Origin of the sequence: Pseudomonas sp. DC3200b2 (genome assembly GCF_049895785.1) — a bacterium.
GTDB lineage: Bacteria > Pseudomonadota > Gammaproteobacteria > Pseudomonadales > Pseudomonadaceae > Aquipseudomonas > Aquipseudomonas massiliensis.
In genome coordinates, this window is record NZ_JAFCTA010000009.1 from 102,115 (window position 1) to 117,317 (window position 15,203).

General features: G+C 63.8%; 8 protein-coding genes and 1 rRNA gene. 5 read left to right on the forward strand and 4 right to left on the reverse strand.

The window, feature by feature from the left end; all coding sequences use genetic code 11:
- Window positions 1-229: 229 nt before the first annotated feature.
- From ACP691_RS20505 to ACP691_RS20525, 5 genes are all read left to right on the forward strand, one after another.
- Window positions 230-1,129 (forward strand): EamA family transporter, encoded by a 900-nt coding sequence (locus ACP691_RS20505; protein ID WP_426153720.1) that lies wholly within the window; start codon window positions 230-232, stop codon window positions 1,127-1,129.
- 315 nt (window positions 1,130-1,444) lie between these two features.
- Entirely contained in the window at window positions 1,445-2,299 is an 855-nt protein-coding gene (locus ACP691_RS20510) for a sugar phosphate isomerase/epimerase family protein (RefSeq protein WP_426153722.1), read from the forward strand.
- Complete coding sequence (locus tag ACP691_RS20515; RefSeq protein ID WP_426153724.1) at window positions 2,296-3,330, forward strand: isopenicillin N synthase family dioxygenase; 1,035 nt, start codon at window positions 2,296-2,298, stop codon at window positions 3,328-3,330. The genes ACP691_RS20510 and ACP691_RS20515 overlap by 4 nt, the downstream gene beginning before the upstream one ends.
- Before the next feature lie 41 nt (window positions 3,331-3,371).
- On the forward strand, window positions 3,372-4,160 hold the full coding sequence (locus tag ACP691_RS20520; protein ID WP_426153726.1) for an ABC transporter substrate-binding protein: 789 nt from the start codon (window positions 3,372-3,374) through the stop codon (window positions 4,158-4,160).
- Window positions 4,161-4,201: 41 nt separating this feature from the next.
- Window positions 4,202-5,758, forward strand: coding sequence for an amino acid ABC transporter permease/ATP-binding protein (locus ACP691_RS20525; protein ID WP_426153728.1), 1,557 nt, complete (start codon window positions 4,202-4,204; stop codon window positions 5,756-5,758).
- Here the strand turns inward: ACP691_RS20525 and recD are convergent.
- From recD to rrf, 4 genes are all read right to left on the reverse strand, one after another.
- On the reverse strand, window positions 5,727-7,796 hold the full coding sequence (recD, locus tag ACP691_RS20530; RefSeq protein WP_426153730.1) for an exodeoxyribonuclease V subunit alpha: 2,070 nt from the start codon (window positions 7,794-7,796) through the stop codon (window positions 5,727-5,729). The two genes, ACP691_RS20525 and recD, sit on opposite strands and share 32 nt — an antisense overlap.
- Window positions 7,793-11,485 carry an exodeoxyribonuclease V subunit beta gene (gene recB, locus ACP691_RS20535; protein WP_426153732.1) on the reverse strand — a complete coding sequence of 1,231 codons (3,693 nt, stop codon included), beginning with the start codon at window positions 11,483-11,485 and terminating at the stop codon, window positions 7,793-7,795. Before recB ends, recD begins: the two co-directional genes overlap by 4 nt.
- Complete coding sequence (gene recC, locus ACP691_RS20540) at window positions 11,482-14,946, reverse strand: exodeoxyribonuclease V subunit gamma (RefSeq protein WP_426153734.1); 3,465 nt, start codon at window positions 14,944-14,946, stop codon at window positions 11,482-11,484. The genes recB and recC overlap by 4 nt, the downstream gene beginning before the upstream one ends.
- A 182-nt stretch (window positions 14,947-15,128) precedes the next feature.
- Window positions 15,129-15,203 (reverse strand): 5S ribosomal RNA (gene rrf, locus ACP691_RS20545); the annotation flags it as partial.

Sequence of the window (15,203 nt, forward strand, 5' to 3'; positions counted from 1 at the left end):
CGCATATTTCGGCTGGTATAAGCCCTTCAATAGTTGTAACAAAATCATAGAAGTATTCGTGACGGTGTTTGTTTACATCGAACATGGATAGCTCCTTGCGTCCAGGGTGTGTGCCCGAAAAATGTTATGACCCTTTTTAAACCAAGGTCAACACTTTTTGCGCCGAATCCCCTATTGACACTTTCGGGCCCAAGTGCGAAACCGCGCCTTCGACTAACAGGAGCAACCAATGAAACTTTCTAACAAAGATCTACTTGCAGGGCTGCTTGTCACCATGATATGGGGGTGCAATTTCTCTATAATCGAATTGGGGCTCCGCGCCCTAGATCCATTCTTGCTTACTTTGCTCAGATTTACATTTTGCGCAGTTCCGGCAATCCTGTTCATCAAGAAGCCGGCAGGCATTTCCTGCACGGTGCTTTTACTCTATGGCACTTTATTTGGCTCTGGACTTTGGTGGACGGTCAACTTTGCGATGCATAAAGGGCTTTCTGCTGGAATGTCATCCATTTTTCTGCAGTTCAGCGCATTCTTTACGATCATTGCGAGCGCTCTGATTTTCAAAGAAAAGATCAGCGCGATACACTTCGCTGGTATGGCTATTTCACTGATGGGTTTGCTTCTGATGCTAGGGGCAAGCGAGGCCTCTTCTACCCTGGCCGGTATCTCCCTGGTGTTGGCAGCCGCTCTGGCATGGGCCTTTTGCAACCTTATCGTAAAGCGCACGAAACCCTTGGACATGGTTGCTTTCATTGTTTGGTCGAGCCTTTTTTCGCTGCCCTCACTCTTGACGCTCACTTTACTCGTCAAGGGTACAGAGCCCTTTGAGAGTTTGCCCGCCAAGATTACCTGGGAAGCCACCTTTTCAATCGCCTTCCAGAGCTTCGTGACTACCTTATTTGGCTACCACGTCTGGAACAGCCTGATGAAAAAGTATCCTGCTGCGCTGGTAGCGCCACTTTCTCTCGTAGTTCCTATCACCGGCGTGCTTTGTTCGGTAGCGTTTTTCGACGAAACGCTCGATGCGCAGCAACAGCTGGCCCTTGCTTTGGTGCTGATAGGGCTATCGATCTTTATGCTAGCTCCGAGGCTTGTAGGAAAAATCTGTCGTCACCGCTGCACCTCCTGAGCTGTGGCGCCGAGCGGCAGGCCGAGTTCGAAGCATGCCATGGCCTTTGCCGGCAGGAAGCGCTAGGCGCGCCCCGTTTCGTCAAACCGACGGGGTTCAACCAGCAACACGATGTTGCGGTGCTTGAATCAGTTCAGATTTCCCTGAACTAATGATTTGCCCCAGCCTATTCATCGCGCCGCTGCGCAATGCCTACCATCGGCGCATCGGATCGGGCCCGTCAGAGGCCCGACCTCGGTTTCATCTTTGCTACTGCCCTTATCTGCCCTCGGCCATGGCCGGGGGTACCTGTAGCGATGGACCGAGGGACTGCCGATGCGTCTTGAGATTTTCCGTTCACTCTGGGGTTACCGCGCCAGCAAGGCGCAGGCGCTGGAGGAGCTGCTGGCCGCGGGCTTCGAGGGCATGGAGGCGCGGCTGCCACTGGAGGCAGTGGAGCGGCGGGAATTCGGGGCCTTCCTGGCCAGCAACCAGGTGCCCTATATCGCCACGGTGTTCACAGCCTACGATGTGCTGCCCGAGCAGCGCGCCACACCTGCCGAGCACCTTGAAGACCTGCGCCGCAAGCTGGACTGGGCTAGCGAACTGAGGCCGCGCTTCATCAATCTGCTGGCGGGCAACGATCGCTGGCCGTTGGCGCAACAAGTGGAGTTCTTCGGCGAGCTTTTGGCGATAGCCTCCGAACAGGCGGCGCCTGTGTTGGTGGAAACCCACCGCGCCCGTTCCCTGTTCAACCCCTGGGTCACCCTCGAGCTGATCCGCCAGCTTCCAGCGCTGCGTTTCACCAGCGATATCAGCCATTGGGTGGTGTGCTGCGAGCGCCTGTTGGACGACCCCGCCGATGACCTCTCGCCCTTCGTGGAGCGAGTAATGCACATCCAGGCCCGAGTGGGCTACGACCAGGGCCCTCAGGTGCCCCACCCTGCCGCCCCAGAATACGCCGCTGCCCTGGCCTTCCATCAAAGCCATTGGGAAGCCGTGTGGCGGGCCCAGCGTGCCCGTGGCCAGGCGGTCACTACCCTCACGCCTGAATTCGGTGCCGACGGCTACCTGCACCACCTGCCTTTCACCAACGCGCCAGTGGCGGACCTGTGGGCCATCAACCAATGGATGGCCACCGCCGAGCGCGCCCATTTCCAACGTTTCCTCAACGAGGGCCAGCCGGCATGAGCAACGCCAACTTCAGCAGCATCCCCGTGGTCGACATCGCCGGCCTGTTCAGCGTCGAACTTGAGCATCGCCTGGCAGTGGCCGAGCAACTCGGCCGTGCCGCCAGTGAGGTGGGCTTTCTGTACATCACCGGCCACGGCATCGACCCGGCCTTGATCGAAGGCTTGCAGACAGCGGCCAAGGCGTACTTTGCCCAACCGCTGGACGCCAAGATGCGGCACTACATCGGCACCTCGGCCAGCCATAAGGGCTTCGTACCCAAGGGCGAAGAGGTGTACGGGGAAGGCGAGCCAGATCACAAGGAAGCCTTCGACGTGGGCTTCGAAGTGCCCGCCGACGACCCGCTATTCCTGGCCGGCACACCCTTGCTGGGGCCCAACGACTGGCCCACGGTGCCCGGCTTCCAGGCTGCGGTGCAAGCGTATTACAAGGCGGTGTTCGACCTGGGCGGCAAACTGTTCGGCGGCTTCGCGTTGGCCCTGGGCTTGCCGGAGGACTACTTCGCGCCCATGGTCAGCCGCCCACCGTCCAAGCTACGGCTGATTCACTACCCCTTCGACCCGCGTCGAGTGGATGCCCCGGGCATCGGTGCGCACACCGATTACGAGTGCTTCACCATCCTGTATGCCGACCAGCCGGGCCTGGAAGTGATGAACGACCAAGGCCAGTGGGTGGACGCGCCACCGCACCCTGGCGCCTTCGTAGTGAACATCGGCGACATGCTCGAAGTGATGACCGCCGGCACCTTCGTCGCCACCGCTCACCGGGTGCGCAAGGTCGCGGCCGAGCGCTATGCCTTCCCGCTGTTCTACGCCTGCGACTACCACACCCGCATCGCCCCGCTGCCCAGCTTCGACAAGGGCCAGCAGCAGTACGAAGCACTGGCCATCGGCGAGCACATGTGGGGCCAGGCGCTGCAAACCTACCAGTACCTGCGCCGCAAGGTCGCCGCCGGCGAGCTGCGCCTGCCCAGCGAGGCACGCAAGCCCGCCAGCTTCGGCCATCTCAAGAACCAGGCGGCCGCGCTATGAACGTACCGCCAACCACCGTGACCCCTCAGGAGCCTTCACCTATGCGCCATTCCACTCGTTTGGGCCTGCTCGCCGCCGGCCTGTTCTGCGCCACCGCCGCCGTTGCCAGCCCTACGGCTACGCCAGGGGTTTTCAAGGTGGGGATGGAAATCACCTACCCCCCGTTCGAGTCCTATGACGCCAACAAGCAGGTGGTGGGCTCGGACCCGGAACTGGCCCATGCCCTGGCCAAGACCATGGGCAGCCAGGCGGCCTTCGTGGACACCAAGTTCCCCAACCTCATCAATGGCCTGAACGCCGGGCACTACGACGCGATCATCTCCGGCATGTACATCACCCCTGAGCGCGAAGCCCAGGCTCAGGCCATTCCCTACGCCAACACGGGCGCGGCGATCATGGTGCCCAAGGGCAGCGAGCTGAGCCCCAAAACGCCCGAAGACTTGTGCGGGCTGAAGATCGGCCTGGAACAGGGCACCACCTGGGTGGCGAAATTCCGCGAACTCTCTAGCAGCTATTGCGTGCCCAACAACAAAGGCGCCATCACCGTGAGCGAGTTCCCTTCCGCGCCGGAAGTCACCCAGGCCCTGCTTTCCAAAAATGTGCAGGCCCAGGTGGAAATCGCCGGGGCGGCGCACATGATCGCCCAGCGCACCAATGGCCGGGTGGTGGTCAGCTCAGAAAAGCTGGTGTACCCCCAAACCCTGGGCATCTATGTGAAGAAAGGCAATGCCGAAACCTACCAGGCCCTCGTGCAGGCAATGAAGGCAAGCAAGGAAAACGGCGAATACGCCGCGATCCTGAAGAAGTACGACCTGGAAGCGGTTAACTGAGTTTATCCGCCGCCTCTTCCGGGGCGGCGCTTGAGGTGCCTATGGAATTCGATTGGGGTTATTTCGTTTCGCTGTTTTCCATGGCGGATTTCTGGAAGGCCTGCGTCACCGTGATCTGCCTGAGCGCCCTGGCCTGGCTGCTGGGTATGGTGCTGGGCTTTTTCCTGGCCACGGCCAAGCTTTCGACGCGGGCCTGGCTGCGTGTACCGGCCAGCCTGTACATCTGGTTTTTCCGCAGCATTCCGCTATTGGTGCTGGTGGTCTTCGTCTACAACTTGCCACAGCTGTTTCCCGCCAGCGGCGCGCTGCTATCGCAACCTTTCTATTCCGGCCTGCTCGCCCTGGTGGTGACCGAGGCGGCCTACATGGCGGAGATTCACCGCGGCGGATTGATCTCCGTGCTCAAGGGGCAGCGCGAAGCCGGTCGCGCCTTGGGCATCGGGCCGATCGGCCTGCAGCGGCTGATCGTCATTCCCCAGGCCTTTCGGATCTCGCTGCCGACCCTGATCAATGAATACATCACGGTGGTGAAGCTGACGTCGCTGGTCTCGGTGATTTCCCTGACCGAGCTGCTTACCGTGGGCCAGCGCCTGTACGCGCAAAATTTTCTGGTAATGGAAACCCTGGCCGCGGTGGGCGCCTATTACGTGCTGATCGTGACCGTATTCGGCTGGGCGCTGCAGTGGCTGGAACGCGGCCTGGACCTCAACAGGCGCACCCCGGCTGCCTTGGGTGATGTTGAAGTGGCTCGGCTACGCAGTACCCTGCCAGCGGCTGCGCTGCGTCCACCGCAAGTGCCGACCCGAGGCGCGGCGCCAGCGCTGCAACTGCGTGGGCTGCACAAGCGCTACGGCAACCATGAAGTGCTCAAGGGCATCGACCTGAGCGTGGCCAGTGGCGAGGTGATCTCCATCATCGGCCCGTCAGGCTCAGGCAAGACGTCGCTCATCCGCACCATCAACGGCCTGGAAAGCATCGACCGCGGCGAGATCGTGCTCTTCGGAGAAAGCTACATCAACGCTGGCGAGCATCCCAATAGCGGTCGCGTGCGCCAAGGCATACGCCGCATCGGCATGGTGTTCCAGAACTTCAACCTGTTCCCTCATCGCACCCTGGTGGACAACATCACCCTTGCGCCCCGCTACCACGGCGAACCCGCTGGGCTGAGCGACAGCCGGGCACTGGCATTGCTGGACAAGGTCGGCCTGCTGGCCCATGCACGCAAGTATCCGCAGCAGCTTTCCGGTGGGCAGCAGCAGCGGGTGGCCATCGCTCGGGCCATGGCCATGGCGCCGGACGTGATGCTGTTCGACGAACCCACTTCGGCCCTGGACCCGGAACTGGTGGGCGAGGTGTTGAAGGTGATCCGCGACCTGGCCAACGAAGGCATGACCCTGATCATCGTTACCCATGAAATGGAGTTCGCCCTTTCCATTTCCGACCGGGTCATCTTCATGGAGCACGGCACGGTGGCCTTCGACGGCTCGCCCACAGCCTTGCGCAGCGACCCCGCGGCACAGCGTGTGCGCCGCTTCGTGGGCCTGGAAGAGCAAGCGCCGGTCGAGCTCAGCCAGCCGGCTCTAGCATCAGGCCACTGAGGCGCCGCACCCGTCGGCTTACCGCCTCCTCGAACACGCCCGGGCGTGGTTCCACCAAGGTGAACCAGCGCCGCGCCCGAGTGATGCCGGTGTAGATCAGCTCCTTGGTCAGCACCGGGTTGAGCACATCCGGCAGGATGAGCGCCGTGTGCTCGAACTCAGAGCCCTGGGACTTGTGCACGGTCATGGCGTACACGGTTTCCACATCGGTGAGGCGGCTGGGCAAGACGAAGCGCACTCCACCCTGGCCGTCGTTGCGTGGGAAGGCGACGCGCAGCGTCAACCGGTGGCTGTCTTGCGATTCGGGCAAACGGAGGGTCACACCGATATCACCGTTCATCAGGCCCAGACCGTAGTCATTGCGGGTCATCAGTACGGGGCGGCCCTCGTACCAGTGATGATCGCTCTCGATCAGGTTCGCGCCATAGAGTGCCCGGGTGGCGCGCTGGTTGATGGCGTCCACGCCCCAGGGCCCCTTGCGTACCGCGCAGAGCAGGCGGAAGCGGTCGAAGCTGCTCAGCACTTCACCGGCCCAGGCGAGCCAGGCCGGGTCCGCCAAGGGCGTATCCGCCGGCGGGCGGTGCCGCTGCAGCACATCGAAATACTGACGATAACCGCTGGCGCTGCCACGACCGCGCCTGCTACCGCTGAGCAACAGCCTTTCCAGGGCCTGGTCCTGCTCGCCTTGCAGGCGGCAGCTGGTGATGTCGGCAAAGCTGGCGTCGGCCAGGGCGCGGCGGGCATCGGCCGGACGCTGCTCATTGACCGCCCGGGCCAGTTCGCCGATACCGCTGCCTTGGGCGAAGCGACGGGAGTGGCGCAGCATCACCAGCTGCTGGGCCAGGGCATGTTCGACCGGGTCGCCCACGCGCAGCCCGGAAGCGTCCAGGGCCTGACCGGCGACCTTTTCCAGCCAGGCCCAGGTGGCCGGGCTGTAATAACCGGCCTCCGCGTCGCGGCAGAGATCCCCCAGTACCGCGCCGGCTTCCACCGAGGCAAGCTGGTCCTTGTCGCCCAGCAACACCAGCCTCGCCTGCGGTGGCAACGCTTCGAGCAGGTTGGCCATCATCTCCAGGTCGATCATCGAGGCTTCGTCCACCACCAGTACATCGAGCGGTAGCGGATTGCCTCGGTGATGACGGAAATGCCGGGTTCCCGGGCGGCTGCCCAGCAGGCGGTGCACCGTGGTCACTTCAGTGGGAATGCGCGCCTTGATGGCGTCGGCCACGTCCAGGCTTTGCACCTGGGCGCCGATGGATTCGGTGAGGCGGGCGGCGGCCTTGCCGGTGGGCGCCGCCAGGCGAATACGCAAAGGCCGCCCGGCCTCGACCCGAGGCCCTTGCAACAACGCCAGCAGGCGCACCACCGTGGTGGTTTTACCGGTACCAGGCCCGCCGGTAATGATGCTCAGGGCGGCGCGGGTGGCCAGCGCGCAGGCCAGTTTTTGCCAGTCCACGCCCTCGGCCGCAGGCGCGGGGAAGAGCGCGGCCAAGCGTACGGGCAGGTCGCCGGGCACTTCCGCTGGCGAAGCCAGGCGCGTGCGCAGGGCCAGCTCCACGGCACGCTCGTAGGTCCAGTACCGGCGCAGGTACAGGCGTTCGTTGCTGAGCACCAGAGGCCTATCGCTGGCCCCATGCTGGCCTTGGGCAACCAGCGCCGATGCTTCCAGTGCCTGAATCCACTGCACCAGGCCCTGGTGCGCCAGGACGCTCGAGGGCAGTACTTCGGGATTGAGGCTGTCTTCGCCCTCCGGCGGCAACGACAGGGCAAAGTCCGGCTCGGCCAGGGTTTGTGCCAGGTCCAGGCAGACATGGCCATGGCCCAGTTGGTGGCTGGTCAAGGCCGCCGCCAATAGCACCAGGGGTTCCGCGCAGGCGGCTTGCTCGGCCAGGAAGCGTACCAGTGCCAGGTCCAATGGGCGCAGCCAGCCGCGTGCGACCCAACGGTCCAGAAGCGCGAACAGGCTGGCGCTGGAGGCCAGCGGGGTCAGCGGCTCGGCTACCGGAGTGGCGTTGTCGAGGCTGAAGCGATCACTCATGGCCGGGCTCCTTCGAACAAGTCGGCTTGGGCATCGGTGTTCAGCGCCTGCAGCCTACCTTGGAAGAGCAGGTCCAACTGCTCGATCAATATCCTGGGTGGGCGACTGAAATAGACGCCACGGCTGCGCGCACCGAGCCCACGCAGGAAGATGAAGAGCGCGCCGCCCACGTGGCGGTCGTAATCGTAGCCGGGCAGGCGTGCCTTGAGCTGACGATGCAGCGCCAGCAGGTAGAGTACATATTGCAGGTCGTAGCGATGCTCGAGGATGGCGACTTCCATGGCGGCCGATGAATAGCTGGCGTTTTCGGCCCCCAGCCAGTTGGATTTGTAATCGGCCACGTAATAGCGGCCATCATGCTCGAAACAGAGATCGATGAAGCCCTTGAACAGCCCGTTCAGCCGGCTGCCTTCGGCCGCGGCGCGTGGGGCGCCTGCGTGGGTGTGCTGGCGTACCAGGGTATCGAGGCGTACCACGTCGACCTCTCGGCTGGCAAACCAGAACTCCATTTCGTAGCGGTAATCCTGGAGATCGCACAGGCGAACCTGGACGCCTTCCGCCAGCGGCAATGGCGCGGCCAGCAAGGCGTTGAGCCAGTGGTCCAGGGTGGGTATCCAGCCTTCCCAGCCACGCGTGGCGCAGCGTCGGGCCAGGGTATCGCGCAGGGCTTCAGGGTTTTCCGCCAGCTGACCGAAGCCCTCGCGACCGGCCCACTCCAGCAGCCCATGAAGGAAGGTCCCCGGGTGCGGCCCGCGCGGAAACTGGTGGATCGAACCATGACCGGAGGCCACCAGGCCGGCGTTGCCCAGGGGCTCGTCGTCCAGCAGATTCTGGGCGCGCAGGCTGTCTGGCGCCGCCTCCCCCTCCACGCTGTCGGCAATGCGCAGGGCACTGTAGGAGGCGATCCACCAATGCTCGGCGGCGCGCCTGCTCGGTTCCCGGGCGGGCCGCAAACGCTGCTCGCTGCGCGGCGGCACGTAGAAGTGGTCACTGACCTGAGGCAATGGCTGAGCCTCCAGCGCTGGGTTGCCCGCGCAGACTTCGGTCAGCCAGCCGGCCAGTTCGGCGGATGTCTCCAGTGCTGCGCCGCCGCCGAGCAGATAGCCTAGAGCCGAGCGGTGCAGCACGGAACGGCTATCGCGGCCCCGCTTGAGGTCCGCCACGCCGAGCCAGCAGGCATACTGCGCCCGGGTGAGCGCGACATAGAGCAGGCGCAGGTCTTCCCCCAGGCGCTCGTCGTCGGCCATGGCGATCACCTGTTCATCCGGTGTCATGGTCACTCGCGGTTCGCCGTGGGCGTCGTGCCAGCTGACGGGCAGGCGGCTGCCGTCCACTGGGCGCGCGCTGCATACGAAGGGCAGGAACACCAGGGGATATTCCAGGCCTTTGGATTTGTGGATGGTCACCACCTTGACCAACTGCTCGTCGCTCTCCAGGCGCACCACCTGCTCTTCGCCGCCATCCACCTGGCTGGTAATGCGTTCGCCCAGGTAGCGGATCAATGCCTGTTCGCCATCCAGCTCCGCCGAGGCCTGCTGCAGCAGCTCGGTCAGGTGCAGCAAGTTGGTCAGCACCCGCTCGCCATCGGCCCGGGCGGTGAGGCGTACCGGCAACTCGAAGTCATGCAGCAGCCGGCGCAACATGCTCAGCACGCCCTGCCCGCGCCAGAGCGCGCGGTACTCGCGGAACTGCATCACACGCGCCTCCCACACCAGTTCGTTGCGGTTCAAGGCTTCCAGTTCGGCCAACGGCCGGGCCAGGGTGACGCTGGCCAGGGCCGCGCGCAGCAGACGGTCCGCGTCCGGCTCGGCGCAGGCGCGCAGCCAAGCCAGCACATCGACCGCCTCCTGACTGCGGAAGACGGATTCCTTGTCCGATAGGTAGACGCTGCGCACCCCGCGAGCACGCAGCTCGGAACGAATAGCCTGGGCCTCACCGCCGTCGCGCACGAGGATGGCGATATCCGCCGGGGCCAGTGGCCGCAACTGACCGTCTGGGCTGGCGAAACCACACTGGCCGGCCTTGCCCAGTTCCAACAGGCGAACGATCTCGCTGGCGCAGGCGGGGGCCAGGTGCTCCCGATAGCTGCCATTGGCCACGGGCTTGTCGCTGTGCAGCGCCCAGAAGGTCAGGGCCGGTTGCGCCTCACCCTCTACCTGGAGCCTATCCTTGCGGCCCTGGGCCGCCACTGGCAGGAAGGGTACCGGGTTGTCTTCGCCGTCGCGAAACAGAAAGGCCCCGCGACCGGTGGGCCTGGCCTCGGCGTGCTCGAACACGCGATTGACCGCCGCTACCATGGCCTCGGTGGAGCGAAAGTTAGTGCCCAGGCTATGCAGCCGCCCGGCGCTGGCCCGTCGCGCGCGCAGATAGGTATGAATATCCGCGCCACGGAAGGCATAGATGGCCTGCTTGGGGTCGCCGATCAGGAAGATGCCCAGGTCCTGGCGGTTCTGTTCGATCTGGTAGATACGCTCGAAGATGCGATATTGCACCGGGTCGGTGTCCTGGAATTCGTCGATCAGCGCCACCGGGTACTGCTCGCGAATGATCTGCGCCAGCGCCTCGCCGGATTCACCGCGCAGGGCTGCGTCCAGACGCAGCAGCATATCGTCGAAGCCCATTTCGGCCCGCCGACGCTTTTCGCTTTCGAAGCGCGCCGCCACCCAGGCGGCCGCGTGGGCCAGCGCATCCGCGCCGGGGTCGGGCAACTGCCGTAAGCGCTCGCGCAACTCCACCATGGCGTCCAGGGCCGCATGGCTGGGCGGCTCGGTCTTCCAGGCTTCGGCCAGGCCCTGTGGTGTCAGCCGCTCGAAGCCCTTGCCGATATCCAGTAAGTGAGCATCCGGCGTCCCATGCCACTCGGCCAGCCCTTGCAGCCAGGGCTCGAAGTAACGGGGCTGCAGCTTGCGGGCGTCCACGGCCTTGTCCGCGATGCCCTGCAATAGCAAGGCACGCAGCTCCTCCACCCAGGTGCCCCAGGGTTGTTTGATCTGGGCCAGTTCATCCAGGCGGCGACGCAGCCCTTCTTCGATGTGCAAGGCCGGATGTGCGTTTTCGTCCAAGGGGCCGGCACCGCCAAGCAGGCCCCTCACCCGCGCCAGCAAGGCGGCTGGCGACTTCCAGTTTTCCCTTACCCAGCCGAGGGTGTCGCCTACCATGCCGTAGCAGAACTGACGCCAGTAGTCGCGTACGACTTCATTGAGCAACTCGCTGTGGTCGGTTTCCAGACTCTGAGTGAACAGGCTGCCGCTGTCGAAGGCATGTTCGCGCAACATGCGCTGGCACCAGCCGTGGATGGTCGAGACCGCTGCTTCATCCATCCACTGGGCCGCCGCATCGAGCTTGCTGGCACACAGGGGCCAGGCGTCGTTGGGGTAGTCGTCGCGGAGCTGGCCGACCAGCGCATCAGGCGCGGCGATCTCGTCCCGGAAGAACTGTGCCGCCTGGGCCAGGCGCGCGCGGATGCGGTCTCGCAACTCCTTGGTGGCGGCGTCAGTGAAGGTCACCACCAGGATTTGCGGTGGCAGCAGTTCGCGACCGAACCCTGAATCCCCTGCCCCGTGGCCCAGTACCAGGCGCAGATAAAGGGCAGAGATAGTGAAGGTTTTGCCGGTGCCTGCGCTGGCTTCGATCAATTGGCTGCCGCGCAGCGGAAAGCTGAGGGCGAGGGGCCGGACTGCTTCGCTCATCGGGCGTTCTCCTGGGCCTGAAGGTCCGCCCAGGGGGCGCTGAACAAGGGCTGGTACAGTGCCTGCACCCAACCTTCGAAAGTCTCATCGGCAGTAAGCGCGGCGAAGTCGGGGTATTGCCGTGCCAAGGCCATGTCACGCGCTCGTTCGCCAGCACCCGCGCCTGGGAATTCCGAGCCTTCGTAGGCCACCTGGGCCGCCTTGAATGCCGCGTCCCGGTCCTTGGCCGCAAGAAAGGCGAAGGCAGTGCGCGGGGCAACCGGTAACGGCCGTGACATGCCGTTGCGCCACGCTATTAGCAGTTCTGTCAGCGTGTCATGGGCGGTCTGTGCATCCAAGGGAGCCAGAAGCAGGGTGGTATCAGTGGCAACCACGGCGGTGTGCAGTGGCAGCCCTTCGGCGCAAGCCATCAGGTGCTGCACCCAGGGCGCGATCAGCCGCGACCATTTGCGCCCGCCTCGGGTGTTGATTGCGTTGGCCAGCAGGGTGACGCTCAACAAGGCTCCGCCCTCGCCTTCATGTAGCCCCGCCAGCCAGCCTTCCACTTCCAGGCCCTGAGCCTGGAAATACAACGGCAGCGCGCTTTCCATTGGCGTAGGCCAGCGCACCAGCAATCCTTGGTAACGAGCGAGCAGGTCTGGCAAAGGCGCGATCAGTTCTGCCTGAAGCAGCTCACCAAAGCCGGCCATGGGCAAATGCCCGGCCGCCTGCAATCGACCGGCCTGGGTGCGCAGTAGGGCTTCGAGTTCGCCTTCCCTGCCTTGCAGGGCTGTTTCCAGCAAGTGAGTGCTCAGGCTGTAATGCTGCAGGCCGTCGAGGATGAACGGCTCGGCCTCTTCCAAGGCGCCTTGCAACGCTTCGAAATGCACCTTCAAGCGCTGGGTATAGAAGTGCTTGACCGGGTTGCGCAGGAAATTGGCCAGCACCTCCAGCCCCAACGGCCCGTCAGGCTCGAAGGGTGGCAAGTCCTCGACCGCGGCCAGTGGGGCGCCAGGTTCATGGACCGATTGCCACTCACGGGCATAACTGAACAAGGCCGGCTGGCCTTCCTGGAAATAACGGATGCTGAAGGGCTGCAAGGGGTGCTCCAGGCTCAAGGCCTTTAGCAGGGCCTCCCCTTGATCGGGTTCACCCTGCAGCCGCCAACCCGCGGCCAGATGATCGCGCAATTGGCCCACCAACACCGAGGGTGGGCGCTCGGTATTGTCGCGAATACTGCGCCCCACCCAGCTGATGTACAGCTCCGTTCGGGCCGAGAGCACGGCTTCGAGCAGCAGGTAGCGATCGTCCTCACGCCGGGAGCGGTCACCGGGGCGGTAGTCCGCCGCCATCAAGTCGAAGTCGAGCGGCGGTTGCGCGCGGGGGTAGTCACCATCGTTCATGCCAAGCAGGCAAACCATCTCGAAGGGAATGGCGCGCATGGGCATCAGCGTACAGAAATTCACCGAGCCGGCCAGGAAGCGCTGGTTCAATCCGCCCTGGTCCAACCCCGACAACCAGGCTTCGCGTACGACTGTCAGAGGCAGCGTTTCCACCAGGCCGACTTCCTCGCAGGCTTGCAGCCATTGGTCGCGAAGCTCATCGAGCTGTATGAGCAAGTACTCAGCGTGCTCGTCCTCGGGCTTGAAGAAGTCGTTGACCAAGCCTTGCAGGCGCTGGCCCCACACCTCTGGCGCGGCCGGCTCGAGCAGGGCCTGGTACCAGTGGTCCAGACGGTCGATGATGGCGAACAAGGGGCCCACCAGCGCAGCGTCCAGGCCGCCGACTTCATCATAGGGTTCCACCCCGGCGAACCCTTCCCCGCTACCTACGGCATAGCCCAACAGCATGCGTCGCAGGCCGAATCGCCAGCTGTTTTGCTCCATGCCTTCAGGCAGGCCCAACGCCTTGCGCTGCCCGGCGTCCAGCCCCCAGCGGATGCCGGCGCCCTCGATCCAGGCGTGCAGGATGGCCAGGGACTGCTCGGGGATGCCGAAACGAGCCCGCACGGCGGGTACGTCGAGAAGGTCCAGGATCTCGCCTACGGCGAAGCGGCTATCGGGCAGTTGTAGCAAATGCTCCAAGGCAATAAGCAGCGGGTCCCGACCGCGCTGAGCCTGATCGTTCAGGGTGAAGGGTATGAAGCGTTTATCATCCCGCGCCACCTGGCCGAACACGGCACGGATGTAGGGCGCGTAGCCATTGATGTCCGGGACCATCACGATAATGTCCCTCGGCTTCAGGTCCGGATTGCTGGAAAAGCGCTGCAGGAGCTGGTCATGCAGCACCTCCACTTCACGCTGAGCGCTATGGGCGATATGGAAACGGATGGAAGGGTCCACCTGCGGATCTATCGGGGGCCAGAGCTCACGGGTTTCAGCCAGGGGGCGCAGTTCCAGGATGTCATTCTGTAGTTGGCTCAGCAGCGTATCGGTGCCGCCGTCGCTGTAGAGGTCGATCTTGCCGTCACTGAACGCGCCTCTGTAGCTGTCTGGCTGGTCGAACTCATCCAGCAAGGCTATGTAGTCACGGCCTTGCTTGCCCCAGGCGGCCAAAAGCGGCTGCGCGTGCTGGTGCAAGCTGGTGGCGTCCAGCTGCAGCGGCATGCCAGGCTTGCGGCTTTGCCGCCTGTACTCGCGGCGCAGGAGGTCCTTGTCCGCTACGATGTCGGCCCAGTGATGGCGACAAGGGTTGTGTACGCAAAGCAGGACTTGCGTGAATCGGGCCAGTCCAGCCAAGGCATGCAGTACCTGCGCGGGCAGCGACGAGATACCGAACACGATCACTCGGCTAGGCAGGCCCGGTGGCGGGGTTTGCGCCGACAGCATGGTATGCATGTAACGCTGATGCACCCCCGCCCGGCTCTGCGCCATGCCCTGCGTGCCCACGTCAGCCAGCAGCGCCTGCCACAGCGCGGCTTGCCAGGTGTTGCCGTCGCTCAAGGGGCGCGCGTCGCCACGCACGCTGCGCAGTTGGTAACGTCCTTCGGCCCAGTCCTCAAGCCAGTCGGCGCGATAGACCTGGTACTGGTCATAAAGGTCAGCCAGCCGTTGCGCCAACTGGTAGCGTTTGCGCATGTCCCGATCCTCTTTGAGGAAGCGGGCCAGCGGGGCGAACACGGGCTGCTCGATCAGCACCGGCAGGAGGCGCATGAGCCGCCATGTGAGGGGGCCTTTGTCTAGTACCGAGTTTTCCGGAATCTCCGAGCGACCCAGTACCGAGCGGTACAGCCGCCACAGGAAACTGCCTGGTAGTTGCACGTCGATTGCAGCCGCCACGCCACAGCCGCCGTCTTCCGGGTCCGCGGCCAGGGCCATCTTCAGCCATTGGGCGATACCGTTGCTTTGTACCAGGGCAACTTCGTTCTCCAGGGGGCGCAGGGGATAGCGACGCATCCACTCCACCACCAGGCTACGTAGATCATCTGGGCGGTTGCCGTGGATCACCATGAAGCCTGGCGTGATAGGTTCGAACTGCGACATGGGCTACCTGGGTCAGATTGGCGGAAAACAGGCATAAGCTACAAGCCGGGTGCTGCAAGCTCAAGCACGCGCCTGGAGCTTTGGATCTGTTTGCTTGGAGCTTGCGGCTCGACGCAGGCCGTTTCAGACCCGCAAAAGACAAAACCCCTGATCGCGATGCGACCAGGGGTTTTGGGAATAAATCTTGACGATGACCTACTCTCACATGGGGAAGCCCCACACTACCATCGGCGATGCGTCGTTTCACTGCTGAGTTC

What these genes read in the sequence shown, in the direction of transcription:
- ACP691_RS20505 (WP_426153720.1), top strand. Translation starts at nt 230, where the DNA reads ATGAAACTTTCTAACAAAGATCTACTTGCAGGGCTGCTTGTCACCATG.
- ACP691_RS20510 (WP_426153722.1), top strand. Translation starts at nt 1,445, where the DNA reads ATGCGTCTTGAGATTTTCCGTTCACTCTGGGGTTACCGCGCCAGCAAG.
- ACP691_RS20515 (WP_426153724.1), top strand. Translation starts at nt 2,296, where the DNA reads ATGAGCAACGCCAACTTCAGCAGCATCCCCGTGGTCGACATCGCCGGC.
- ACP691_RS20520 (WP_426153726.1), top strand. Translation starts at nt 3,372, where the DNA reads ATGCGCCATTCCACTCGTTTGGGCCTGCTCGCCGCCGGCCTGTTCTGC.
- ACP691_RS20525 (WP_426153728.1), top strand. Translation starts at nt 4,202, where the DNA reads ATGGAATTCGATTGGGGTTATTTCGTTTCGCTGTTTTCCATGGCGGAT.
- recD (WP_426153730.1), bottom strand. Translation starts at nt 7,796, where the DNA reads ATGAGTGATCGCTTCAGCCTCGACAACGCCACTCCGGTAGCCGAGCCG.
- recB (WP_426153732.1), bottom strand. Translation starts at nt 11,485, where the DNA reads ATGAGCGAAGCAGTCCGGCCCCTCGCCCTCAGCTTTCCGCTGCGCGGC.
- recC (WP_426153734.1), bottom strand. Translation starts at nt 14,946, where the DNA reads ATGTCGCAGTTCGAACCTATCACGCCAGGCTTCATGGTGATCCACGGC.